At 48.8% G+C, this 23,532-nt stretch carries 24 protein-coding genes; 14 read left to right on the forward strand and 10 right to left on the reverse strand.

Features of this window, described 5'->3' with window-relative positions:
- Positions 1-152 precede the first annotated feature (152 nt).
- The 13 genes from urtA (at position 153) to DI392_RS10775 (ending at position 11,436) form a co-directional block, all read left to right on the forward strand.
- Positions 153-1,430: an urea ABC transporter substrate-binding protein gene (gene urtA / locus DI392_RS10715; RefSeq protein ID WP_181388405.1), complete on the forward strand. Its 1,278-nt coding sequence runs from the start codon at positions 153-155 to the stop codon at positions 1,428-1,430.
- A 97-nt stretch (positions 1,431-1,527) separates the two neighbouring features.
- Positions 1,528-3,222, forward strand: a complete 1,695-nt coding sequence (urtB, locus tag DI392_RS10720; protein WP_109319904.1) for an urea ABC transporter permease subunit UrtB — start codon at positions 1,528-1,530, stop codon at positions 3,220-3,222.
- A gap of 109 nt (positions 3,223-3,331) precedes the next feature.
- Entirely contained in the window at positions 3,332-4,324 is a 993-nt protein-coding gene (gene urtC, locus DI392_RS10725; protein WP_425445690.1) for an urea ABC transporter permease subunit UrtC, read from the forward strand.
- Positions 4,321-5,160 (forward strand): urea ABC transporter ATP-binding protein UrtD, encoded by an 840-nt coding sequence (gene urtD, locus DI392_RS10730; protein ID WP_109319906.1) that lies wholly within the window; start codon positions 4,321-4,323, stop codon positions 5,158-5,160. The genes urtC and urtD overlap by 4 nt, the downstream gene beginning before the upstream one ends.
- Positions 5,154-5,849 carry an urea ABC transporter ATP-binding subunit UrtE gene (gene urtE / locus DI392_RS10735; RefSeq protein WP_109319907.1) on the forward strand — a complete coding sequence of 232 codons (696 nt, stop codon included), beginning with the start codon at positions 5,154-5,156 and terminating at the stop codon, positions 5,847-5,849. Before urtD ends, urtE begins: the two co-directional genes overlap by 7 nt.
- Positions 5,850-5,854: 5 nt before the next feature.
- Positions 5,855-6,718, forward strand: coding sequence for an urease accessory protein UreD (locus tag DI392_RS10740; protein ID WP_109320052.1), 864 nt, complete (start codon positions 5,855-5,857; stop codon positions 6,716-6,718).
- Between the two features lie 20 nt (positions 6,719-6,738).
- On the forward strand, positions 6,739-7,041 hold the full coding sequence (gene ureA, locus DI392_RS10745) for an urease subunit gamma (RefSeq protein ID WP_109319908.1): 303 nt from the start codon (positions 6,739-6,741) through the stop codon (positions 7,039-7,041).
- A gap of 8 nt (positions 7,042-7,049) precedes the next feature.
- Entirely contained in the window at positions 7,050-7,355 is a 306-nt protein-coding gene (locus DI392_RS10750; RefSeq protein WP_109319909.1) for an urease subunit beta, read from the forward strand.
- Between the two features lie 18 nt (positions 7,356-7,373).
- A complete protein-coding gene (gene ureC, locus DI392_RS10755) occupies positions 7,374-9,080 on the forward strand; it encodes an urease subunit alpha (protein WP_109319910.1) in 1,707 nt (568 codons plus the stop codon).
- A 33-nt stretch (positions 9,081-9,113) separates the two neighbouring features.
- A complete protein-coding gene (gene ureE, locus DI392_RS10760; RefSeq protein WP_109319911.1) occupies positions 9,114-9,584 on the forward strand; it encodes an urease accessory protein UreE in 471 nt (156 codons plus the stop codon).
- On the forward strand, positions 9,584-10,246 hold the full coding sequence (locus DI392_RS10765; RefSeq protein ID WP_109319912.1) for an urease accessory protein UreF: 663 nt from the start codon (positions 9,584-9,586) through the stop codon (positions 10,244-10,246). The genes ureE and DI392_RS10765 overlap by 1 nt, the downstream gene beginning before the upstream one ends.
- A 2-nt stretch (positions 10,247-10,248) precedes the next feature.
- Positions 10,249-10,887, forward strand: a complete 639-nt coding sequence (ureG, locus tag DI392_RS10770; RefSeq protein ID WP_109319913.1) for an urease accessory protein UreG — start codon at positions 10,249-10,251, stop codon at positions 10,885-10,887.
- Positions 10,888-10,899: 12 nt separating this feature from the next.
- The gene (locus DI392_RS10775; RefSeq protein ID WP_109319914.1) at positions 10,900-11,436 is read left to right on the forward strand and encodes a HupE/UreJ family protein; all 537 of its coding nucleotides are present in this window, start codon (positions 10,900-10,902) and stop codon (positions 11,434-11,436) included.
- Between the two features lie 55 nt (positions 11,437-11,491).
- Here DI392_RS10775 and DI392_RS10780 read toward each other — a convergent pair whose 3' ends face one another.
- From DI392_RS10780 to DI392_RS10805, 6 genes are read right to left on the reverse strand one after another with little or no spacing between them, the layout of a single operon-like run.
- Entirely contained in the window at positions 11,492-12,100 is a 609-nt protein-coding gene (locus tag DI392_RS10780; protein ID WP_109319915.1) for a CDP-alcohol phosphatidyltransferase family protein, read from the reverse strand.
- Positions 12,094-12,747 carry an ATP-binding cassette domain-containing protein gene (locus tag DI392_RS10785; protein ID WP_109319916.1) on the reverse strand — a complete coding sequence of 218 codons (654 nt, stop codon included), beginning with the start codon at positions 12,745-12,747 and terminating at the stop codon, positions 12,094-12,096. Before DI392_RS10785 ends, DI392_RS10780 begins: the two co-directional genes overlap by 7 nt.
- A complete protein-coding gene (locus DI392_RS10790) occupies positions 12,728-14,422 on the reverse strand; it encodes an ABC transporter permease (RefSeq protein WP_109319917.1) in 1,695 nt (564 codons plus the stop codon). The genes DI392_RS10785 and DI392_RS10790 overlap by 20 nt, the downstream gene beginning before the upstream one ends.
- 45 nt (positions 14,423-14,467) lie before the next feature.
- The gene (locus DI392_RS10795) at positions 14,468-15,631 is read right to left on the reverse strand and encodes an ABC transporter substrate-binding protein (RefSeq protein WP_109319918.1); all 1,164 of its coding nucleotides are present in this window, start codon (positions 15,629-15,631) and stop codon (positions 14,468-14,470) included.
- A 57-nt stretch (positions 15,632-15,688) separates the two neighbouring features.
- Positions 15,689-17,860, reverse strand: a complete 2,172-nt coding sequence (locus DI392_RS10800; protein WP_109319919.1) for an FAD-dependent oxidoreductase — start codon at positions 17,858-17,860, stop codon at positions 15,689-15,691.
- A 12-nt stretch (positions 17,861-17,872) separates the two neighbouring features.
- Positions 17,873-18,463 (reverse strand): carboxymuconolactone decarboxylase family protein, encoded by a 591-nt coding sequence (locus DI392_RS10805; RefSeq protein WP_109319920.1) that lies wholly within the window; start codon positions 18,461-18,463, stop codon positions 17,873-17,875.
- A 318-nt stretch (positions 18,464-18,781) separates the two neighbouring features.
- Between DI392_RS10805 and DI392_RS10810 the strand changes: the two genes are divergently transcribed.
- Complete coding sequence (locus tag DI392_RS10810; RefSeq protein WP_109319921.1) at positions 18,782-19,033, forward strand: HPr family phosphocarrier protein; 252 nt, start codon at positions 18,782-18,784, stop codon at positions 19,031-19,033.
- Positions 19,034-19,134: 101 nt separating this feature from the next.
- Here DI392_RS10810 and DI392_RS10815 read toward each other — a convergent pair whose 3' ends face one another.
- From DI392_RS10815 to arsB, 4 genes are all read right to left on the reverse strand, one after another.
- Positions 19,135-19,995, reverse strand: a complete 861-nt coding sequence (locus DI392_RS10815; protein ID WP_146194531.1) for a hypothetical protein — start codon at positions 19,993-19,995, stop codon at positions 19,135-19,137.
- A gap of 143 nt (positions 19,996-20,138) precedes the next feature.
- The gene (locus DI392_RS10820; protein WP_109319923.1) at positions 20,139-21,740 is read right to left on the reverse strand and encodes a putative bifunctional diguanylate cyclase/phosphodiesterase; all 1,602 of its coding nucleotides are present in this window, start codon (positions 21,738-21,740) and stop codon (positions 20,139-20,141) included.
- A 133-nt stretch (positions 21,741-21,873) separates the two neighbouring features.
- Complete coding sequence (locus tag DI392_RS10825) at positions 21,874-22,260, reverse strand: DUF2703 domain-containing protein (protein WP_109319924.1); 387 nt, start codon at positions 22,258-22,260, stop codon at positions 21,874-21,876.
- Positions 22,261-22,312: 52 nt separating this feature from the next.
- Positions 22,313-23,503 carry an ACR3 family arsenite efflux transporter gene (gene arsB / locus DI392_RS10830; protein WP_109319925.1) on the reverse strand — a complete coding sequence of 397 codons (1,191 nt, stop codon included), beginning with the start codon at positions 23,501-23,503 and terminating at the stop codon, positions 22,313-22,315.
- Positions 23,504-23,532 lie beyond the last annotated feature (29 nt).

Here is a 23,532-nt window from a genome sequence, read left to right on the forward strand (position 1 = left end):
TAGTTCTTTGACCTGATCTGCGCATATTCATCCTGCGTGTTTTTTTCAATACTAAAACGGCTCATTAACGGGTTGTTAACCTGAACCTCAGGTGAACGGATACCCGGAAAAGTTTGTTTGGAACTGAAAAATTAATTTAAGGATGAATACGAATGAAAAGGAAACTACTTTCAAGTGCGATTCTGGCAGCATCGTTATTCGGTGGTCAGGCGGTGGCCGCAGAAGACACGATTAAAGTCGGTGTGTTGCACTCTCTGTCCGGGACAATGGCAATCAGTGAAACCACTCTGAAAGACACTATGCTGATGCTGATTGATGAACAGAATAAAAAAGGCGGTTTGCTGGGTAAAAAGCTGGAGCCAGTAGTGGTTGACCCGGCTTCTAACTGGCCTCTGTTTGCAGAAAAAGCGCGTGAGCTTATCTCTAAAGACAAAGTGGATGCAGTATTTGGCTGCTGGACGTCTGTATCACGTAAATCTGTTCTGCCAGTCTTTGAAGAACTGGACAGCCTGCTGTTCTATCCGGTTCAGTATGAAGGTGAAGAGTCTTCCAAAAACGTATTCTATACCGGTGCCGCGCCAAACCAGCAGGCTATTCCTGCCGTTGATTACCTGATGGATCAGGGTGTTAAGCGCTGGGTTCTGGCGGGAACTGACTATGTGTATCCTCGTACTACTAACAAGATCCTGGAAGCTTATCTGAAAGCGAAAGGTGTGGCTGATTCAGACATCATGATCAACTACACGCCTTTCGGTCACTCTGACTGGCAGTCAATTGTGGCTGACATTAAGAAATTCGGTTCTGCCGGTAAGAAAACTGCAGTGGTTTCTACCGTAAACGGTGACGCTAACGTTCCTTTCTATAAAGAGCTGGGTAACCAGGGTATTACTGCAGATGAAATCCCGGTAGTTGCCTTCTCTGTCGGTGAAGAAGAACTTTCCGGTATGGATACTTCGCCACTGGTAGGGCATCTGGCAGCCTGGAACTACTTCATGAGCGACGAGTCTGATGCGAATGATGATTTCATCGAAGAGTGGCATAAGTTCATCAAAGATGAAGATCGCGTGACCAACGATCCGATGGAAGCACATTACATCGGTTTCAACATGTGGGTTGAAGCGGTGAAGAAAGCCGGTACTACAGACCCTGAAGCCGTTGGTGATGCGCTTATCGGTATTTCAGTACCAAACCTGACAGGTGGCTATTCTTCTATGATGCCTAACCACCACATTACCAAGCCGGTACTTATCGGCGAAATTCAGGACGATGGTCAGTTCCAGACAGTATGGAAAACATCCGGCCTGGTGGCTGGTGACGCATGGTCTGACTTCCTGCCGGGTTCTAAAGACCTTATCTCTGACTGGAGACAACCTCTTTCATGCGGTAACTACAACGTGAAAACAGGTAAGTGTTCAGGTCAGAACTACTAACCTGATCACTTTATGGATAACAGAGCTATTACTATGGGTAGCTCTGTTATCCGGTGTGTTTAGGTAAAGGATTTACGCTGAAACCAGAGGTATTTTCATGGTATTCGCAACCAATATTCCATTAGCCGGGGCTCGTCATCTTTTACAGACAGCTGTCAAACTGCTGGTCCTGTTTCTTTTATTTAGCAGAGCCATTAGCGTACATGCAGAAACAACTGTTAGCGCACAATCGGCAACGGAACAAGACACTCAATTTAATCAGGCGCTTCAGTATCTTGTGACATCAAAGTTTTCTGATGTCGAAAAAGGCGTCTCTCTTCTCGGACAAAGTAACGACCCTCGTTCAACTGAAGTACTGACACTCCTGTTGAGCGGTGATTTGTACCGGCATAAGAAAGAACAGAAGCTGGTGACCATTCAGGGCAAACAGGACAATAAGTACGTAATTCAGGATCTATTTACTAAAGATGCCACATCATCAGTTATCGTTAGTAAACGTAAAGTAAAAAGGGTTCCGCTGAATAACCAGCTGCGTGGACAGATAAAATCTGAACTTGCGCGGCTGAACCTGTCATCACCGGAAGCCGATATCCGGCGCAATGCTGTGACTCAATTAATGGGGACACAGGAAGCCACACTGTATCAACGCCTGACATCGAGGTTAGACGTTGAATCTGATGCGTCAGTGAAAGAACTGATCTCGGTCGCGGTCGCCATTTATGAGTTAAATGCCAAAGCATCTTCCTCTTCGGTAAAACAACATGCACTTCAGGTGCTGGGGGAAAGTTACCAGCCAGAGGCGCGTAACGCGATCAATCGTTTTGTTTCTGCCGGAGCCGAAGGCGTATTACTAAAAGAGGCTAATAAAGCGCTGGGGCTAATTGAGCAGCGCGCTAAAGTGGCGGAGTTTTCCCAGACTCTGTTTTTCGGCCTGAGCCTTGGCTCCGTACTGGTACTGTCAGCCATTGGTCTTGCCATTACATTTGGTGTGATGGGCGTTATCAATATGGCACATGGCGAGCTGATGATGCTGGGTGCGTATACCACTTATGTGATTCAGACACTGATGCCCGACAGCATTGGCGCTTCTATCTTTGTCTCCATACCTGCGGCATTTTTGGTGTCCGCGGCGGTGGGTATTCTGATTGAACGTGGTGTTATCCGCTTCCTGTATGGCCGGCCACTGGAAACCCTGCTGGCGACGTTTGGTATCAGTCTGGTTCTGCAACAGGCAGTACGGACTATTTTCTCTCCGCTGAACCGTTCAGTGGCAACACCGGATTTTATGACCGGGGTGATTGAGATCAACCCATTATTAAGTCTTACCCTTAACCGGTTATACATCATTGGCTTCTGTCTGGTGGTGTTTGCGGCGCTGTTTTTCATTCTGCGTTACACCCGTCTGGGGATTGAGGTTCGCGCAGTATCGCAGAACCGGAGTATGGCAAGAGCCATGGGGGTTCGTTCGGAATGGGTGGACGCTATGACATTCGGTCTGGGTTCCGGTATTGCCGGTATTGCCGGTGTGGCCCTGAGCCAGTTGACCAACGTTGGTCCGAACCTTGGGCAGGCCTACATTATTGATTCATTTATGGTGGTGGTATTTGGCGGTGTCGGCAACCTGTGGGGAACACTGGTTGCGGGTATGTCTCTGGGTATCGCGAACAAAGTCATGGAGCCATGGGCCGGTGCTGTGCTGGCGAAAATCCTGGTACTTGTCTTCATCATTCTATTTATTCAGAAAAAGCCTAGAGGGTTGTTCCCTCAGAAAGGCCGCTCTGCGGAGGGGTAACATGAGTCAGCAAATTAACTTGTCTGAAAATGTACTGTTTGACCGTCCGACACAAGCGTTTCTTGTGGTTCTGGTTGGTGTCATAAGCCTGGTTCTGGGGCTGAACCTGATGTTCGAACCGGGGCACGCACTTCATGTGTCAACCTATACCGTTACACTGATGGGTAAATACCTGACTTATGCGCTGCTGGCTGTGGCGGTGGATCTGGTCTGGGGTTATCTGGGCATTCTGAGCCTTGGGCATGCGGCATTCTTTGCGCTTGGTGGTTATGCCATGGGCATGTACCTGATGCGTCAGATTGGTGACCGTGGTGTGTATGGTAACCCTGAACTGCCGGACTTTATGGTGTTTCTGAACTGGCAGGAGCTGCCGTGGTTCTGGCAGGGCTTTGATAACTTCTGGTTTGCCGCGCTGATGATTGTACTGGTTCCGGGTGCTCTTGCCTTTGTTTTTGGCTGGCTGGCGTTCCGCTCAAGGGTGACCGGGGTGTATCTGTCGATCATTACTCAGGCACTGACCTATGCCCTGATGCTGGCGTTCTTTCGTAATGAAATGGGCTTTGGCGGCAACAACGGCCTGACCGATTTTAAAGATATTCTGGGCTTTGATCTGCAGGCCGATTCGACGCGGTTAACGCTGTTTTTATTGTCCGGTCTGGCTCTGGGACTGGGTTATCTGGCCTGTCGTTTTATCGTGGTTAGCCGGTTAGGCCGGGTGGCACTGGCGATTCGTGATGCGGAAAACCGTACCCGTTTTACCGGCTACAAAGTGGAATATTTCAAGCTGTGGATCTTCTGTTTCTCCGCGGTATTAGCAGGCATTGCCGGGGCTCTGTATGTGCCGCAGGTCGGTATTATCAACCCGTCTGAGTTTTCACCGCTGAACTCTATTGAACTGGTAGTTTGGGTGGCCCTTGGCGGACGCGCAACCCTTTACGGTGCTGTACTTGGTGCATTTTCGGTGAACTACGCCAAAACCTATTTAACGGCAGCACTGCCGGAAGTATGGCTGTTCAGCTTAGGTGCTATGTTTGTGCTGGTCACCCTGTTCCTGCCGAAAGGTGTGGTCGGATTGATAAAAACCCGGGAGGCTGAAGCATGAATATTACGAATTTTATGAGACAGGCAGTAGACCGCGATCGCGTTTACGATTTTATGATTCCTCCAGAGAATCCGATGCTGAACGTTGGTCATGGTTGTCTGCTTTACCTGGAAGGGATCAGTGTTAGTTTTGACGGGTTTAAGGCGATTAATGACCTGAACCTGTATATCAAAGAAGGCGAGCTGCGTTGCATTATTGGTCCGAATGGCGCGGGTAAAACCACCATGATGGACATCATCACCGGTAAAACGCGTCCGGACTGTGGCTCTGCCTGGTTTGGTCAGAATATCAATTTACTGGAAATGACAGAGCCGGAAATTGCTCAGGCAGGGATCGGCCGTAAATTCCAGAAACCAACCGTATTTGAACATCAGACTGTATTCTGCAATCTGGAACTGGCCATGGCGGGAAATAAAAACGTGTTGCCGACCTTGTTTGCACGCCTGAGCCCGAGCCAGATTGATCATATTGATTACGTGCTTAAGCAGATTGGTTTGTCTGAGCAGCGTGGCTTACTGGCAGGGGCTTTATCTCACGGTCAGAAACAATGGCTGGAGATAGGTATGCTGCTGATGCAAAACCCCAAATTGCTGCTGGTGGACGAACCGGTTGCCGGTATGACCCATCAGGAGATGGACAGAACCGGTGAGCTGCTGACCAGTCTGGCAGGCGAACACACCATTATTCTGGTGGAGCACGACATGGACTTTGTCCGTTCTCTGGCAAGAGAAGTCACGGTTCTCCATCAGGGCTCGGTACTGGCGGAAGGGTCAATGCAGAAAGTGCAGAGTAATCCGCAGGTTGTGGAAGTGTATCTGGGGGAAGAAGCATGTTAAGCATTGAATCACTCAATCAATTTTATGGTCAGAGCCATACGCTCTGGGACCTGAATATGCAGGTACCGGAAGGAAAATGTACCTGTCTTATGGGCCGAAATGGCGTAGGTAAAACCACGCTGCTGCAATGCATTATGGGCTTGCTACCGGTGGAAAGCGGAGCCATTCATTATCAGGGGGAGAATATTCTCTCTCTTTCGGCAGAAAAACGGGCACCGGTGGGTATTGGCTATGTACCACAGGGGCGGCAGATCTTTCCGTTGCTGACAGTGGAGGAAAACCTGCGTATTGGCCTGCCTGCTCGTGGGGATGGTTTGCGCCAGATCCCGGACTTTATCTATGAACTGTTCCCGGTGCTGAAAGAGATGCTGCACCGCCGTGGCGGCGACCTGTCTGGTGGTCAGCAACAACAGCTAGCGATTGGTCGCGCTCTGGTAGTGAACCCGAAGCTGTTAATTCTGGATGAACCCACAGAAGGGATCCAGCCTAATGTGGTGGCGGAAATCGGCGATATTATCCGCCAGCTGAATGAAGAAATTGGCCTGACGGTGCTGTTGGTAGAACAGAAACTGCCGTTTGCCCGTAAGGTCGCAGATAACTTCTGCATTCTGGATCGTGGCCGTCAGGTTGCGACCGGTGACATGGATGAGCTCAATGACGAGTTGGTTAAGAAGTATCTGACGGTTTAATGCTTATGAACGGATTCAGTACGGATTTATTGTCCACTCAACAGCAGCGTCACTGGCCAGCGTTTCTTTCTCTGGGATTTGATCACGGTGAGAAGAAAACCCGAATGCATCAGATGCAGTTTCAGGGGCCTTTGCGAGTGCAGCGGCCATTCTATCCTGAAGGCAAAGTCTGCCATGTTTATCTGCTGCATCCACCGGGTGGTCTGGTGTCTGGTGACGATCTGAATATTCAGCTGGATTGTGCTCCAGACAGCCAGGTGCTGGTGACAACGCCTTCAGCGGGAAAGATCTATCGCTCCGACAGTAATGATATCGCGCAGAAGCAGCGGGTGGATATTCAGGTGACGGACAGCCAGTGTGAATGGCTGCCGATGGAAACCATTGTGTTTGACGGTGCTCACGGGATCCTGAATACCCATATCTGCTTATATGGTGAGGCGAAATTTGTCGGGCTGGACGTGTTTTGCCTTGGCAGACCAAAGAGTGATCTCCCTTTTGAATCAGGAAGTGTGGAGCAACGTCTTTCGGTCTATCACGACGATAAACCTCTGCTGCTGGAACGACAGTATCTGGCATCCAACGACCCGCTGATAGCCGCGAGCAGTGGTTTTAACGGCTGGTTGGTTTCAGGAATGCTGGTGGCGTTTGGGCTGGCAGAACCTGAAGAAGCGGTGACACTGCTCAGAAACTATCTGGAAAATGAAGCGATAACCACGGTTAGCGTGACATACCGGTTAAAAGTACTGGTGGTTCGTTACCTTGGCGACTGCAGTGAAGAGGCTCAGGCTCAGTTACGGATGTGCTGGCAGTTGATTCGCCCGATGCTGATGGGGCGACAAGCTTGCGTACCCAGAATTTGGAATACCTAACAAGGATTAAGGATAAGGTTATGGAATTATCACCAAGAGATAAGGACAAGTTGCTGCTGTTTACCGCAGCTCTGGTGGCTGAGCGCAGGCTGGCACGCGGCGTGAAGCTGAACTATCCGGAAGCTTCTGCTTATATATCCGCTGCCATTATGGAAGGGGCAAGGGATGGAAAAACCGTGGCGGAGCTGATGAGTGAGGGCAGAACACTTCTGTCGCGAAATGATGTGATGGATGGCATCGCTGAACTGTTGAATGAAGTGCAGGTAGAAGCCACGTTTCCTGACGGCACCAAACTGGTGACCGTTCATGACCCGATTCAGTAGGAGGCCTTATGATTCCCGGAGAATACATTCTGAATGATAGCCCAATAGCGTTAAACACCGGGCGTAAAACCGTATCTATTTCGGTGGTGAACCACGGTGATCGTCCTATTCAGGTGGGCAGCCATTATCACTTTTATGAAACCAATCCGGCGCTGGATTTCGATCGTGAGCAGGCAAAGGGCATGCGCCTGAATATCGCCGCCGGAACTGCGGTACGTTTTGAACCCGGACAAAACCGGAAAGTAGAACTGGTTGAACTGGCTGGCTCGAAGGAAGTGTACGGCTTCCGTGGTCAGGTTATGGGCAAACTTTAAAGGCAGCAGGAGCAGAAAATGACGCAAATATCTCGTGAGGCCTATACGGATATGTATGGTCCGACTGTCGGCGATAAAGTACGGCTGGCAGATACTGAACTGTTTATCCGGGTGGAAAAGGACTACACCACCTACGGTGACGAAGTAAAGTTTGGTGGTGGTAAGGTTATTCGTGATGGCATGGGGCAGAGCCAGAAATGCCGTGATGAAGTGGTTGATTGTGTGATCACAAATGCGCTGATCCTGGATCACTGGGGGGTGGTTAAAGCCGATATCGGAATTAAAGACGGCTTTATTCATGCGATAGGTAAAGCAGGAAACCCGGATATTCAACCGGATGTGACGATTAATATCGGTGCCAGTACAGAGGTGATTGCCGGAGAAGGGCATATTGTTACTGCCGGAGCGATTGATGCGCATATTCACTTTATCTGCCCGCAACAGATAGAAGAAGCGCTGATGTCGGGGACGACAACCATGTTGGGTGGTGGCACAGGTCCGGCTACGGGCACCAATGCGACCACCTGTACGCCGGGAGCATGGAATATCGCTAAGATGCTGCAAAGTACCGATGCGATGCCGATGAACTTTGGTTTTCTTGGCAAAGGTAACGCAAGCCTGCCAGAGGCACTGGCTGAACAGGTGGAGGCCGGAGCCTGTGGCCTTAAGCTGCACGAAGACTGGGGCACCACGCCCGCTTCTATTGATAATTGTTTAAGTGTTGCGGAAAAGTACGACGTTCAGGTGGCCATTCATACCGATACCCTGAATGAGTCCGGTTTTGTTGAGGATACGCTTGGGGCGTTTAAAGGCCGTACTATCCATACGTACCATACAGAAGGGGCCGGTGGCGGCCATGCACCCGATATCATCGTGGCGTGTAAAGAGCCGAATGTTCTGCCTTCTTCAACCAATCCGACACGTCCGTATACCGTGAATACCATTGACGAGCATTTGGATATGCTGATGGTATGCCACCATCTGGATTCGAATATTCCGGAAGATGTGGCATTTGCTGACTCCCGTATCCGTAAGGAAACCATTGCCGCAGAAGATATTCTGCACGATCTGGGTGCATTTTCCATGATTGCATCGGATTCGCAGGCAATGGGACGGGTTGGAGAAGTGATCTGCCGGACCTGGCAGACCGCCCATAAAATGAAGGTTCAGCGTGGTCTGTTACCGGAAGATGCTGACATTGATGCGGATAACTTCCGTGCCAGACGCTATATCGCAAAATACACCATTAACCCGGCGATTGCCCACGGTATTGACCATATGGTTGGGTCACTTGAAGTGGGTAAGCTGGCGGATATCGTACTCTGGAAACCGGCATTCTTCGGTATTAAACCGGCACTGATTGTTAAAGGTGGTTTTATTGCCGCAGCACCAATGGGGGATGCGAATGCCTCTATTCCGACTCCACAGCCGGTGCACTACCGTTATATGTTTGGCGGGTTTGGCCGCGCAGCTTCGGCAACGTCTGTCACATTTACCAGTCAGGTGGCGATTGATAATGGCCTGGCAGACAAGCTAGAGCTGAAACGAGAGCTGAAAGCCTGTAGCGGGTGTCGAACCGTCACAAAACACGACATGATTCTAAATAACTATATGCCGGATATTACTGTAGACCCTCAGACCTATGAGGTTCGTGCCGATGGTCAGCTATTAACGTGTGAACCGGCCAAAGAACTTCCTCTGGCTCAACGATACACATTGTTTTAGATACACACGTTTTTAACCGAACAAGGAGTAGTTATGTTGAAGATTACCCATCGCTCTGATCATCATCACGGCGAGATCAACGATTCAGTTATTCTTCCTTATGCATTAAGACAAAAGGGACGATTCAAAGCGAAAACTAAAACCGGACAGGATATTGGCGTCTTTCTGGTGAGAGGTGAAGTGATTCAGGACGGAGATTGTTTGTTTAGCGAATGCGGCAAGGTATTGAAAGTGGAGGCGGAACCAGAAGCGGTTGTGACGGCGCTGGCAACCGACTGGATGACCTTTGCCAAAGCCTGCTATCACCTTGGAAACCGCCATGTGCCTATGGAAATCGGTGAAATGTGGGTGCGCTTTCAGCCGGATCATGTGCTGGAAGAAATGGTCGAATTGTTTGGTCTGAAATGTAGCCATCATAACGCGAGTTTTACACCGGAAAACGGGGCTTACCATGGCGGGCATCACCATCATCATTCTCATGGTGAACAGGAGCATACCCACTAATGAATATTCAGGCACTGCTTTCACTGCTGCATTTGAGTAGTCAGGGGCTGCCTATTGGCGCATTCGCTTATAGTCAGGGACTGGAGACGGCAGTAGAGATGGGGTGGATAAAAGATGAAGAAACTCTGCAGGAGTGGCTTTCTCCTATTCTCAGTTATGGTCAGGCAAACCTTGATATTCCCATTTTGAAACGGGTTTATCAGGCCTGGCAGGACGAAGATATCAGGCAGGTTGAGTACTGGCAGCAGGTGTTACTGGCCAACCGGGAAACGGCAGAGCTGGTGCAGGAAGAGCTGAAACTGGGGCAGACTTTTAACCGCCTGCTCAAAAACCTTGATGTGGCTTTACCGGAGCAGGCTGGTGAATTCAGTTATCTGGTGCTGTTTGCCAAAGCGGTTCAGCATTTTGGTATCGATATACAGGGGGCATCTGTCGCCTGGCTATGGAGCTGGCTGGAAAATCAGGTTACGGCGGCCTGTAAAACCGTACCACTAGGTCAGACCCCGGCACAGACCATTCTGTTGTCGATGATGCCAGACATTGAAAAGGCCATTGCTCATGGTCTGGCTCTGGAGGATACAGATATCGGTCTGACGTTACCGAGCTTCGCCATGGTGAGCGCCTGGCATGAAACCCAATATTCAAGATTATTCAGGAGTTAACAATGAGTACACAATGTTTACGAGTTGGTGTCGGCGGGCCGGTTGGCTCCGGAAAAACCGCGTTATTACGTCAGCTTTGTTTAGCCATGAGAAAACACTACGATTTAGCGGTAGTCACTAACGATATATATACCAGAGAAGATGCGGAGTTTCTGCTGAAGCATGAAGCACTGGAATCTGACCGGATTATGGGTGTGGAAACGGGCGGATGTCCTCATACCGCGATCCGTGAAGATGCATCAATGAATCTTGCTGCGATTGACGAGTTGCAGGAGCGTCATCCTACGTTGGAGCTGGTGTTGGTAGAAAGTGGTGGCGATAACCTGAGTGCGACTTTCAGTCCGGAGCTTTCTGACCTAACTTTATATGTAATAGATGTATGCGCCGGGGACAAAATTCCACGTAAAGGCGGGCCGGGTATTACTAAATCTGATTTGCTGATTATTAATAAAACGGATTTGGCACCGATGGTGAATGCGTCATTAGACGTTATGGACCGGGATGCAAAGAAAATGCGTGGTGATAAGCCATTCGTGTTTACTAATTTAATGCGAGGCGATGGTGTGGCCGACATTATCCAGTTTATCGTTGACCAGGGCATGCTGGCCGAACGAAAAATCGAAGTAGCAGTAACAGAATAAAAGGAATTTAAGATGAAAAAATTAACTATTACAACGTTAGGTTTGCTGTCTGGTTTAGCGGTCAGTTCTTCTGCCTTCGCTCATCCGGGGCATTCAACAACAGCCAGTTTTGCAGAGGGCTTTCTGCATCCTCTGACCGGGCTGGATCATCTGGCCGCATTGATTTTAATGGGGGTATTTGCGGCGACCTGTACAAAGCAGGTAGCGACTAAGCTGGTGGCATTTGTTTGCGGAGCGCTACTGGCTGGTTTTATGATTGGTGTCGAGTGGGTGCACGCCAGTGATGCAGAAACTCTGGTGATGGCATCACTGTTTGTATTGCCGGTTTCTTTGCTGGCATATCGGTTTACCGGTGCGGTTAAAATGCTGGCGATGATCGCAATGGGGGGCTTCAGTGTCTGTCATGGGCTGGTTCAGGGGGCGGAAGCCCAAGGTGCGTTGTTCCAGTATGGTTTTGGTACCATGGTCGCTAGCCTGTCCGTTATCGTTTTGTCGCTTTTGATAACCAAGTTGGTAGAGGCGACAGCCCGCTCGATGAGAGTCGCGTAAATGATCGATGGAGAAGGTTTACTTATGAGTAAGCCTTCTCTTGTTTATTTGAGCCTTATGACTTAAGCGTCTGATATCCGGCCCAGATTCGGGTGGCTGTGGTTATCCAGCACAGGCTTCCGTATACCCAGGCGATAATATCGAAGTGATAGGGGAACAGGCAGAACAGAACCAGACAAACAATGGTTTCGGTTCCTTCTGTCAGCCCGCCAATGTAGTACAGCGATTTTTGCCGGTACACAGGGTTTTCGATGTCCCTCTTACTTGCCATGACCGCAAAACTCAAAAAGCTTGAGCCTGTTCCTATAAACGAAAATATCAGGAATGCCCCTGCAACCGCATTGGCCTCCGGGTTCGCCAGAACAAAACCAAAAGGCACCAGAGAATAGAACAGGAAATCGAGGGTGATATCAAGAAATCCGCCACAGTCGGTTATTCCCTGACGACGGGCCAGTGCACCGTCCAGGCCATCAAAGATGCGGTTGATTAAGATAAACCCGAGCGCCCACAGATATTGTTCCAATATCAGTGCTGGTAAAGACAACAGACCGATCGCAAAGCCTGCAACGGTGATCTGATTGGCAGTAAGACCAGTACTATCCAGAATGGAGGATAGGGCTGCCAGTGGCATACGGACAATTTTAATGGCATAACGATCTAGCATTTATCAGCTCCTTCGGATACCCATGGCCATTGCAGGACGGCTCCCTTTTCAGGTACATCATCACTATCATGGGTGACCATGATCGCTGGTATCTGCCTTTTTCTGATTTGTTCAAAGACGAAATGACGAAACTCAGTACGCAGAGACTTATCCAGTTTATTAAAAGGTTCATCCAGCAGCACGGCGGCCGGTTCTGATAGCAACATACGCATTAAGCTGACTCTGGCTCGCTGGCCTCCGGAGATTTGAACCGGCATCTGATGGGCGAGAGACTGCAATTCAATAGCTGTCAGGGTTTGCATAGCCCGTTTGGCTCGCTCCTTGCCCTGATAGTCTCCGGGTAAGCCGAACATCAGGTTTTCCAGTATATTCAGGTGCGGAAATAATAGGTCATCCTGAAACAGCAGACCAATCCTGCGCTCATTGGGCTTCAGGGCCATCACACTCTCTTCATGTAGAAAGACGTTACCAGAGACGCTGAATTCCGGAGCAAGGTGGCCGGCAACGGCATTTAGTAGCGTAGATTTGCCACAACCACTGGGACCCATCAGCGTAACGATCTCACCCGGAGCTACCGTGAAAGAAACAGGCTGAAATAGGGGGATGCCATCATGGCGGATGCAGAGGTTAGTGACAGACAGTGTCATGAGCTCTCCCTGAATGAGTGATACGTTTATTATGCCGGTAGCGAAAGGCAAATTGGTTGAAAACAAGCGCTATGCTGAAAAACAGCAGAGGCAGAACACCCTGAAGCAGGCCATAGATAGCCATGATCCGGCGATCCTGGCCGCTGGCTAATGCAACGGCTTCTGTTGTAATGGTGTTGATGCGTCCGGCTCCGAGTATTTGTGTGGGAAGGTATTGGGCAAGGCTGACGCTGATACCGACAGCCAGACCAAATACGATGGCAGGCTGAACCTGAGGCCGTTTCACCTGCCACCATGTCTGCCACGCTGTTTTTCCAAGACTCTGGCTGCACATGTCTAAGCGGATATCATAACTACGCCATGCACCATCCAGCGTCAGATAGAGATAGGGAAAGACAAAGATAAGGTGACTCCATATAACCCATAGTCGGTAATACTGCCCCGGCACCAGAAAGATCGAGACCTGAATACCAAAGAGCAGGGAGAGTTGTGGTGTGATAAGCGGTATCGTGATGAGCCAAACCGGCAGACCTTTATGGTATTTATGTCGGTATTCAAGGCAGGCGATAACCAGTACAAGTGCGACAGTAGAGCTGCAAATAGCATAAAAAAGGCTGTTGCCAGTAATGCTAACAATGTTTGGCAGCTCCTGCTGCCAGAACCGGAGGCTATACTGTGACGGCTGGAGTTCCGGAAACCGCCATCGGTGTGCAAATGACCATATCAACAGCACCGGAATGGTCAGCATTGGGATCAGCAGGAACAGGTTAAACGGATGCGCTTTTTTTTCGCGACCCCTAGCGGGGAGAGACGCAGATCCATTCACCTGCCACTGCCTGAATTTTCTTAATATCAGCCATTCCAGACTACGTAGTATGAACAGCGCGGAAGCGGTCATTCCCAGTAACAGCAGCGCACCTGCCGCTGCGCGCGGAAGCAGTAAAAGATCCGGGTCATTAAACCATTGCCATATAACGACCGCCAGAGTAGCCGGTCGCGTCGGCCCCAGAATCAGTGCCACATCAACAACCGACAATCCGTAGGCCGCTACCGCAAATAAAGGTAACCGAATCCTGGGAAGCCATAATGGGAAAATTACTTTTCGCCAGCTTTCTGCCCGGCTGTACCCCAGGCTTTCTGATACCGCACAAAGTCGGTCAACATTGATTTGGCGAAGTACAGGTATGCTCATAATCAGCAGAAAAGGGGTCTCTTTGATGGCGAGTACCAGTATCAGGCCGATGCCGAGTGGATCTTTTATGACACTAAAGCTTCCTGATGTATCGATGCCCATAGCCTCTGCGCCCCGGTACAACCACCCGGTTGGCGACAAAAGCAAAGCGAAGCTGATAGCAAGCGCGACATGGGGCATAGCCAGCATCGGAGATAAACTCCGTTCCAGTTTTTTCCAGAAAGGAGTTCCCCAGTGGTGGCTCAGGATTAAGTAGGATAAAGAGAGTGCAATAAAGGTACTGCCGAGTCCGGTGAAAAGGGTTAACGCAACAGAAATGGACAGATTCGGCCAGTCAATAACCTGCTCAAAAGCACTGAAATCGGGCGTAGTATACCCAAGAGCCGGTAGCCAGGATGCTGCCGGTAGCAGCACACCGAGAATGCCGGGTAATAACGGACAAAAGCAGATCAACAGGGTGACTAAATAAACCAGCTGAATCATAACGCTCCGGAGCAAAAAGAGTCGTTATGCTCTTTTTTAAGCTTATTAGTGACCATAACGTTTTTGCCACTCTGTTTCGATAGCCAGCAGCCAGCTTGGATGAGGCTCAGGAATCGATTTAAACAGCTCCTCTCTTTTCTGACCGTTCTGACTTAATGCTTCCTGAGCTAAAACGGAAGGATCTCCCCAGATTCGGGTATCGGCTTTTCTTGCCTGAGCGGCAGGGCTCAGCAGAAAATTGATCGTCACCAGTGCGCCTGCTTTTGCTTTTGCGTTCCATGGAATGGCAAGAAAGTGAATATTAGACAGCGCCCCCTGATCAAAGGCATAGGTGCTGGCTGTCTTAGCCAGTTTCCCGTTTTCGATAGCGGCTCCCGCTGCATTTGGATTAAACGTGATGGCCAGCAACAGCTGCCGGTCATCCAGGAGCTGAAGCATTTCGCTGCTGCCGGACGGGAAACGTTTACCTTTTTGCCACGCGACAGGATGGAGTTGATCCAGATAGTCCCAGAGTGGGGCTGTGACTGTGTCAAAGCGAGGTTTCTCGTTCTGGGTATCAATCCGCGTATACAATTCGGCGGGTTCTGCGGTTAACTCAAGCAATGCCGCTTTCAGGAAACTGCTGCCATGGAACTGTGGTGGCTGAGGGTAGCTGACTTTTCCGGGAAACGCTTTTGCCAGGCTGAGCAGTTCACCAAAGCTTCGAGGAGGGTTGCTGAGTGTCTGAGTATCGTGAATAAACACCAGCTGTCCTACGCCCCAAGGGGCTTCCAGGCCATTTGTGGGCTCGGTAAAATCTTCGGTCACCGGCAGGCTTTTGTCGACCAGTTGCCAGTTTGGCAGAGTGTCGGTAAAAGGGCCGTACAACAGCTGGCCTTTTTTCATCGACTGGAAGTTTTCACCGTTAATCCAGACCAGATCTACGCTGCCGTTCTGTTCTTTTCCGGCGGTCTTTTCCGCTAGTAAGCGCTGGGTCGTTTCCGCAATATCAGCGACTTTGACATGCTTCAGATGCACACCATATTGACTCTGTAGCTGCCTGTCAGCCCAGCGCAGATAGTCATTGATCTCCTGGCTGCCACCCCAGGCATTAAAATAAACCGTCTGGCCTCTGGCTTCCTGTTGCACCTTGTTCCAGTCGGTCAGATCCTGAGCACAGACTAACGCTGAGGCGAATATCCCAATCAGTCCCGTGACGAGTTTATTCATTCTTTTTTCTCCCTGATGGTTGTTTTATCTATCAGTTATGGCGCATAGCAGCCTCTGCTATTTTTCATGCCGCATCCAGCGATGGTACTTTTCGACCAGATAAAGCAGGCCTTGCGGTGCATTGGCTCTCTTCCATTCCCCCGCCGTATATTTTGCGGCTTCACTCATGGTCGGGTAGGGGTGGACGGTTCCTAATATCTTGCTCAGACCAAGCCCGTGTCGCATCGCCAGAGTAAATTCCGCCAGCAGATCACCGGCACGCTGGCCGACGATGGTCACCCCCAGGATCCGGTCTTTGCCTTTAGGAGTGATCACCTTAATAAAACCATAGTTCTCTCCGTCGGTTATCGCACGATCCAGTTCGTCCAGTTTGTAGGTTGTGATCTCAAATTTAGTATCGAAATCAGAATGTTGTTGTTTTGCTTCTTTTTCATTGATGCCGACCCGGGCCAGTTCAGGTGAGGTATAGGTGACGGCGGGCAGAACCGAATAATCCGCTTTAAACTTCTTAAACTGCCCGAACAGTCCGTTCACGGCAGCATACCAGGCTTGATGTCCGGCAGCATGGGTGAGCTGGAACGGGCCCGCCACATCGCCAACGGCAAAGATATTGGGATACTTTGTCTGTAGATACTGGTTAACTTCGACGGTTCCACGATCGGTTGTACTGATACCAAGCTCTTCCAGTCCAAAGCCCCGGACGTTGGCGACCCGGCCTAATGCCAGCAGAACCGCATCAAATTCAACGGTTGTTGTTTTCTTTGCTGTGTCTTCCAGATAAACCCGCTGACTGTCTGGCTCTGTACCGTTGTGCAGACATTCAAAGCGAATCGCTTTATGCCCGGTTTTTATCTCTATGTTCTCTTTTTCCAGACTTTCTCTGATCAGTTCGGCGGCTTCTTCATCTTCCCGGATCAAGAGTTGGCCGGCCATTTCCGCCAGAGTGACCTGACTGCCTAACCGGCTGAAGCTCTGCGCCAGTTCACAGCCGATCGGCCCACCTCCCAACACCAACAGCCGTGCGGGCAATGTTGTCAGTGACCAGATAGTATCGGACGTATAGTAGTTCACGTCGTTCAGGCCCGGTATTTTCGGAACCAGAGGGTGGGCTCCGGTGGCGATAACGATATTCCGGGTGGTGATACGCTGACCCTGAACCTCCACTTCCCAGGGGGAGATAATATTTGCTTCTCCATGAATACAGTGCACCCCGAGCCGGGTATAGCGTTCTGTACTGTCGTGCGGTTCAACGCGATTAATGACGTTATGGACTCTCTGCATCACCTTGGTGAAATCGACACTTACCGCTTCAGCATGAATACCAAACTCGGCCGCACCGGTTATCTCTTTCACGGTGTGTGCTGCACGAATGAGCGCCTTGGAAGGCACGCAGCCAGTATTCAGGCAGTCGCCGCCCATCTTTTCCTTTTCTATCAGGGTGACTTTTGCTTTCACTGCTGCGGCAATATAGGCACTGACCAGTCCTCCTGAACCGGCTCCTATGACGACCATATTCTGATCAAAGTGGGCAGGCTTGTTCCAGGAGGCATAAACCCGGCGCTTTTGTATCCAGGCCATGACTCGTTTTGCCAATATAGGAAACACGCCCAGTAACCCCAGAGAGAGCAGGATTGGTGGCGAGAGAATACCACTAAGCGATTCAAGCTGACCAAGTTGGGTGCCAGCGTTTACATAGACCATGGTTCCAGCCAGCATACCTAATTGACTAATGATGTAAAATGTACGGGTTTTCATCGGAGTAATAGCCATCAGAATATTGATGACAAAGAACGGGAACACCGGGATCAGACGTAATGTGAACAGATAAAACGCCCCGTCTTTCTTTATGCCGGTATTGATAGCCTGCAGGCGGTGCTGAAATGTTGTCTGCACCCAGTCGTGAAGTAAAAACCGACTGACCAGAAAGGCCAGAGTCGCCCCCAGTGAACTGGCAAAAGAAACAAGCAGAAGACTCCACCAGAAACCAAACAGCGCACCACCAAGCAGGGTCATAACTGCCGCTCCGGGTAGGGAAAGTGCAGTGACGAGAACGTAAATGACAAAATAGATGGCACTGGATTGCAGCGGCTGAGCAGCGATAACGTCTTGCAAAGCGGCCTGCTGTGCTTTGGCATTCTCAAGGGTCAGGTACTGGCCCAAATCGAATGCATACCAGACACTGATAAGAGAAAGCACTAGCCCCAATACAAGAAGTTTCCTGTGGCTCATATCCGGATCCTTTTAATTATCATCATGCGGAGGTGGTGTGGTGCGGGTTGTCTGTTGTTCCGGCTGAATGGGCAGCGAGCAGAAACCTTGCTCTGGCACATCCAGTGCGGTGTTAAATTTGGCCGACAGGTTCTGGAAGGCAATGAGTGCGGTGAGTTCTATCAGAGCATCGTCGTCAAACCATTGATGAAGAGTGGTAAGCATTTCTTCGCTTACTCGCTGTCCTGTGATCGTCATTGCTTCTGTATAGCTGAGTACCGCGCATTCCCGGTCAGTGAAAAGCTGGCTATTTTGCCAGTCAGAGAGCTGTTTAATCTTTTCTACTGAATCACAGCGTTCAGCTAGCTTCATTCCGTTGGCATCAACGCAGAAGGCACAGTGATTTAACTGGGAGGTCCGGACACACACCAGTGAACGAATAACGTCCGGAATAGGGGAGCTCTTTCGATCCAGATACCCGAAGAATCCGGCGACCAGCCAGAATAAGGCGGGTTTTCGACCCCATAGTTTCGCTGGGTTGAGTACTTCTCCATAGTGGCGTTTCTGTAACCAGAGTAGTGGCCTGACAAGCCATGAATAATCATGTTTGCTGTGTATTCTCACGATAGCCTTCCTTATTCCATATGCTCTGCATGCCCGTTAAGTGTATACCCAAATTTCCCTTTCAAAACTATTTGACACAGAAATGGTCTCGAATAAATTCTCGTTTAACAAGTGTCTTGAAATTGCGTAAGTATAATTATTATTACTATTATTCTTGCCGACTTGTAAGACCAGACCTGCCTACAGGCTGATTTATTTCACGGTTATAAAAAAAAGTGCCCCTAAGCAGAGATGGAAGCAAAACAATGAGGCCCAGATCGCAGAATTGAGTGAAAATAATCGGTATTAATAAGGGCATCTTAAGTAGGAGTATTTACTATGTATCAAAAGAAAGTAACCATCACTGCGCCTAACGGCCTGCACACTCGTCCAGCTGCTCAATTCGTAAAAGAAGCAAAACAGTTTGACGCAGAAGTTGAAGTAGTTTCTGCTGGCAAAGCAGCTTCAGCAAAAAGCCTGTTCAAACTACAGACTCTTGGCCTGACTCAAGGTACAGAAGTGACTGTTCAATCTGCATCTCAACAAGCAGTTGATCACCTGGTTAACTTCCTGGCTAACATCAAAGACTAATTGAGGCCCGCAAGGTAAGACTAGAGAAGGGTCTTACCCTACGCACCTTATATACGTAAAAAAGCAAACCTAAATGGTTTGCTTTTTTTATGTCTCCCACATTATAAAAACGGTCTTATATCTATTTTTAACAATGGTGCGGGAAGCTTCTCCGAGACAATAAAAAGATGCTCACCGCTATTATCAAATCCAATACCTTCAGCCTGTTCAAGTAGAGGCAGTGAGATCACAGATGGTGTCAGAGAAAAGACGTCGACCCAGTTTTGATCTTCTGCAACAGGGTAATAATAGGCATCCCCGTAAGTCAGTACTGCAACACCTGAACCGTCTGGCGCAATATCCATTCCTGTTGGCTGACTGGTGTAGCCAAGTAAATCGATTAGTCTGAAGTATGTCTGACCTGGAGCCGGGAAGGGCTTTATTGGGCCTAGCTCCCGGGCTATGGACTGTTTCTGGTTTTTTGGAGTTAGTGGTAACTGATACAGTATTGGCACCTCCTCCCGTTTGCTGAGCAGCAGTACTTGCTGGCGTTTTGCATCAACCGCGACAGACTCACAGTCATGTTCACCATCAGGATAGGTAAAGGTAATATTCCATTTTGGTTGTAAGGTTAAATGTACAGGCATATCTGTCTGGCTAAGGTCTGGTTCCTGCACAATATGGATTGTATAGTGCTTCCGTGATGTGCCGTTGTCTCCCACATCGGCGATCAAAATGTAAGACCGGCCTTCAAACTGAAACGTTGCCAAATCTTCCCAGTCAGTATTTTCTGTGCCGGTAATATCCAGCTGAACTTCCTGTTTTCCTGTTGAGTCCACGCCAAAAACAGAGGCACGGTTACCACTGTCGTTATTTATCCAGATGATATCCCGGTTCTGTTTTGATACGGCGATGCCACTGGCTTCGCTGATGTTTTCTGAGTGGATGACGCCGGAGAGCAGGTTCTCAGGCAGATTGGCCACAGACCTGGAAGTGTGACTGGTACAGGATAGGACAAATAAGGACAGTATGATTGAAATAAGGGTGCCCAGGATAAATCTGGGACGTGTTCTGATGATATTTTTCATTGGGCTGCTTAAGCTTCTATGCCAGGTTGATGCTGCCTCTAATGTACCAAAGTTTTCTGGTTTTGTAGGTACTGAGTAAAACTGTCTAATGGCAATGGCTTACTGAAATAGTATCCCTGCAGATAGTGACATCCCATGGAACATAACCTGTCTGCAGTCTGCCGATCTTCAATACCTTCAGCGACAACGGAATATTCCAGCGATTTTGCCAGATATATAACAGAATTAACAATGGAGGTATTTGATGAGCTGGCTTCCATGTCTGTGACAAAAGACTGATCAATTTTGATCTGACTCAGGGGGAGAACTTTTAACAGGGAAAGTGAAGAAAAGCCGGTGCCAAAATCATCGATGCTGAAACTAAAGCCGGTGCGAGCCAGCAAGGTCATCATTTTCCGGGCCTGATTGATGTCTGTCATCATGGTACTTTCAGTAATTTCGAAAATGAGCTGTTGCGGCTGTATCTCTCCTTTTGATACCGCCCCTTTTAGCTGGGTAACTAAGGAAGGATTATGCATATCTTTTGCTGACAGGTTGATATGCAGGTTGCCTTTAAACCCCGCCTTTTTCAGAGCCGGTAACTCGAGAAGACATTGCTGTATCACCCAGCATGTGATCTCATTAATCATTGAGCTTTGTTCAGCAATAGGAATAAACAAGTTCGGAGGAATAAAACTCCCGTCTTCCTGTGGCCAACGAATGAGTATTTCTGCTCCGTGGACAGAGCTGTCTGCGCTTTCGATGACGGGTTGGTAGTAAAGCTGAAACTCTTTGCTTTTAAGGGCCTCTTTTAATCGTGCAGCAATAGCCAGTTTTTCTTTTGCACCCTGATTGAGTTCTTCAGAAAACACAAGGTACTCTGAGCCCCGGCGCTTGCAGGCATACATGGCGAGTTCAGCTTGCTGCAATAACTTTTCTATATTTCCACTGTGCCTGGGGTAGCAACTGACGCCAATACTGGCACTAATATGTAATGAATACCCATGTATATCCAGTGGGCTACTTAACAGTTCGTGTATCTGATTCGCGAGCAATTCCAGCTCAATATCCGTTGTCTTTTCCCATAGCAGCGTAAATTCATCCCCACTCATACGATAAATACTGCATTGTTCCGGTAGATGCTGCCGGAGCTTTATAGAAAGCGCCCGGATTAGCTCGTCACCCAGATAGTGCCCAATCGCATTATTGATTTGTCTGAAGTTATTCAAGTCAATAACCAGCAGGGTAAATGACGTTCTTTCTCTGATAAGGCTGGTGGCTGCCCGGTGCAGGTAGTGCCGGTTACCCAGAGAGGTCAGGCTGTCGTGTAGCGCGTTGTATTCTTCTCGCGAGGTGGATTCTTCCACTTGCAGTATGCTTCTGTGGCTAAGCTGAGTCACCATCAGAACAAATAGACCTCCACTGACCAGGATAAGTGAATGGACTAGGTATTCCACCGTGAAAACCGGAGCAGAGACAAAACGTATCAGTGAAATGAGATAACCGAGGACAAAGAAAAGAATGAGATAATACAGCAGACACCATCCTTTTTGCTGACTTTTTTTACATATCGCAGCGGTAGGCCTCAGGCTGTACATGAGCATTAGAAGCCCAACAAAAGTCAGTAAAATAGGGATAAGGTTGAGACCCTGATTAGTCATTCATATGTGCATTGACGGTAATGGATTAAATCAGTTAATCACAGGAACCGGGAATTGTAAATAATGCCAGAAAGAGGGCGTTACATGACGCATATGTTTTTGATTTCATACCCTAAACATATATTGATAAGGCTTATATTAACTGAGACACGGCGACCAGTGCCGCCTTAACAATGAGATCGGAAGGAATGGCTTCGAACCTGTCGCTTCCAAGCTCAATTGTCCGGCATTTGGCGTCTCCGCAAACCGAACAACAAGGGGTCTTCGTAATTGTTGCGCCAAGCCACTCCTCGATAGGTTTACCGGCAATCCAAATGCGATTCGACTGAGAGGGATCGGTTTTGAACGATTCCCTGTCTATTTTTATGGTTTCGAGGGTGACTTCAATATTTAAAGGAGAGAGGACCTCTTCCAGCTTGGAAACCGCTTCTTTCAGGCTTTCATATGTGCTGTTGCACCGGTCACAAGTTTGTCCCTGAGAATCGACTAACCGTTGCCATGTGATTTGTAACGACTTCATAGTGGCGCTCCTCATACTTTATTTCTGATATTAAGAGACTGGCTTTTGCCTGCTATTTATCAGCAGCAAACCATCCGGATGTGCGTTTACAGATACTCACCAGCATTAGCATGACCGGAACTTCTATCAGCACACCAACGACGGTTGCCAGAGCAGCCCCCGATGAAAGACCAAATATCATCACTGAGGTCGCGATAGCCACTTCAAAATGGTTGGATGCGCCGATCATGGCGGCTGGTGCCGCATCCTGGTAACGTAAATTAAGGAATTTGGCCGCCAGATAACCCAGAGTAAATATAAATACGGTTTGTATAAAAAGCGGAATCGAAATCCACAGGATGGTCAGAGGATTATCCAGAATAATTTCACCTTTGAAGCTGAACAGCAACACAAGGGTCAATAGCAGTGAACAAATGGTAATCGGGGTAAGAACATGTAAAAACTTGTCGTTGAACCATTGTTCGCCTTTATGACTGATGATCCATTTACGGGAAAAATAACCGATGACTAACGGAAGAGCGACATAAATGGTGACAGAAAGCAGTAGCGCCTGCCATGGGACAGGCAGTTGACCAATGCCCAGTAAGAAACCACCCAGAACCCCATACAAAACCAGCATAGTCAGGGAGTTAATGGCGACCATGACCAATGTAAGACCGTCATTGCCTCTGGCCAGATAGCCCCAAACCAGAACCATTGCCGTACACGGCGCGATGCCAAGTAAAATACACCCGGCAAAATAGCTTCGCCAAAGGGGGATCTGCAGCATTTTGATTCCGTCCTGTAAAACGACGATTCCGTCACCGTATGTTGCACCAACCGGTAAGTTGAGACCAAAAGGCATTTTAATCAGATCGATCGCTTCCTCCCCGATAAACCCCTTCAACAAGCCTCCTAAAAACAGCATCGCGATGGCGTACATCGTGAAAGGTTTAATGCACCAGTTGATAAACAGGGTCAGAAAGACAGGCTTACCGTTTTTTCCGGCTTTGATAACGCTGGTAAAATCAATTTTTACCATGATCGGATACATCATAAAAAAAAGACAAATAGCAATGGGTATAGAAATGACAGGGGCACCATTAACATGAATAGCCATACTGTCCAGTGTCCTGGCTAAATCAGGGGCAACCTTACCAAGTGCTATACCAATAACAATGCACAACCCAACCCACACTGTCAGATACCGTTCAAACAGGCTGCTCATTTTTCGGTCGTTCACTGAGTTTCCTATGTTATCCATTACTTCATCCTGTATAAATGTCTAATCCA

The sequence above is a fragment of the Vibrio albus genome (assembly GCF_003144035.1).
Classification (GTDB): domain Bacteria; phylum Pseudomonadota; class Gammaproteobacteria; order Enterobacterales; family Vibrionaceae; genus Vibrio; species Vibrio albus.

Excerpts from the sequence above, each read along its gene's own strand:
- DI392_RS10750 (WP_109319909.1), top strand. The coding sequence starts at position 7,050 with ATGATTCCCGGAGAATACATTCTGAATGATAGCCCAATAGCGTTAAAC.
- ureC (WP_109319910.1), top strand. The coding sequence starts at position 7,374 with ATGACGCAAATATCTCGTGAGGCCTATACGGATATGTATGGTCCGACT.
- DI392_RS10775 (WP_109319914.1), top strand. The coding sequence starts at position 10,900 with ATGAAAAAATTAACTATTACAACGTTAGGTTTGCTGTCTGGTTTAGCG.
- DI392_RS10825 (WP_109319924.1), bottom strand. The coding sequence starts at position 22,260 with ATGAAGTCGTTACAAATCACATGGCAACGGTTAGTCGATTCTCAGGGA.
- urtB (WP_109319904.1), top strand. The coding sequence starts at position 1,528 with ATGGTATTCGCAACCAATATTCCATTAGCCGGGGCTCGTCATCTTTTA.
- ureA (WP_109319908.1), top strand. The coding sequence starts at position 6,739 with ATGGAATTATCACCAAGAGATAAGGACAAGTTGCTGCTGTTTACCGCA.
- DI392_RS10765 (WP_109319912.1), top strand. The coding sequence starts at position 9,584 with ATGAATATTCAGGCACTGCTTTCACTGCTGCATTTGAGTAGTCAGGGG.
- DI392_RS10795 (WP_109319918.1), bottom strand. The coding sequence starts at position 15,631 with ATGAATAAACTCGTCACGGGACTGATTGGGATATTCGCCTCAGCGTTA.
- ureG (WP_109319913.1), top strand. The coding sequence starts at position 10,249 with ATGAGTACACAATGTTTACGAGTTGGTGTCGGCGGGCCGGTTGGCTCC.
- urtD (WP_109319906.1), top strand. The coding sequence starts at position 4,321 with ATGAATATTACGAATTTTATGAGACAGGCAGTAGACCGCGATCGCGTT.
- DI392_RS10820 (WP_109319923.1), bottom strand. The coding sequence starts at position 21,740 with ATGACTAATCAGGGTCTCAACCTTATCCCTATTTTACTGACTTTTGTT.
- DI392_RS10740 (WP_109320052.1), top strand. The coding sequence starts at position 5,855 with ATGAACGGATTCAGTACGGATTTATTGTCCACTCAACAGCAGCGTCAC.
- urtE (WP_109319907.1), top strand. The coding sequence starts at position 5,154 with ATGTTAAGCATTGAATCACTCAATCAATTTTATGGTCAGAGCCATACG.
- DI392_RS10810 (WP_109319921.1), top strand. The coding sequence starts at position 18,782 with ATGTATCAAAAGAAAGTAACCATCACTGCGCCTAACGGCCTGCACACT.
- urtC (WP_425445690.1), top strand. The coding sequence starts at position 3,332 with ATGTTCGAACCGGGGCACGCACTTCATGTGTCAACCTATACCGTTACA.
- arsB (WP_109319925.1), bottom strand. The coding sequence starts at position 23,503 with ATGGATAACATAGGAAACTCAGTGAACGACCGAAAAATGAGCAGCCTG.
- urtA (WP_181388405.1), top strand. The coding sequence starts at position 153 with ATGAAAAGGAAACTACTTTCAAGTGCGATTCTGGCAGCATCGTTATTC.
- DI392_RS10800 (WP_109319919.1), bottom strand. The coding sequence starts at position 17,860 with ATGAGCCACAGGAAACTTCTTGTATTGGGGCTAGTGCTTTCTCTTATC.
- DI392_RS10780 (WP_109319915.1), bottom strand. The coding sequence starts at position 12,100 with ATGCTAGATCGTTATGCCATTAAAATTGTCCGTATGCCACTGGCAGCC.
- DI392_RS10785 (WP_109319916.1), bottom strand. The coding sequence starts at position 12,747 with ATGACACTGTCTGTCACTAACCTCTGCATCCGCCATGATGGCATCCCC.
- ureE (WP_109319911.1), top strand. The coding sequence starts at position 9,114 with ATGTTGAAGATTACCCATCGCTCTGATCATCATCACGGCGAGATCAAC.
- DI392_RS10790 (WP_109319917.1), bottom strand. The coding sequence starts at position 14,422 with ATGATTCAGCTGGTTTATTTAGTCACCCTGTTGATCTGCTTTTGTCCG.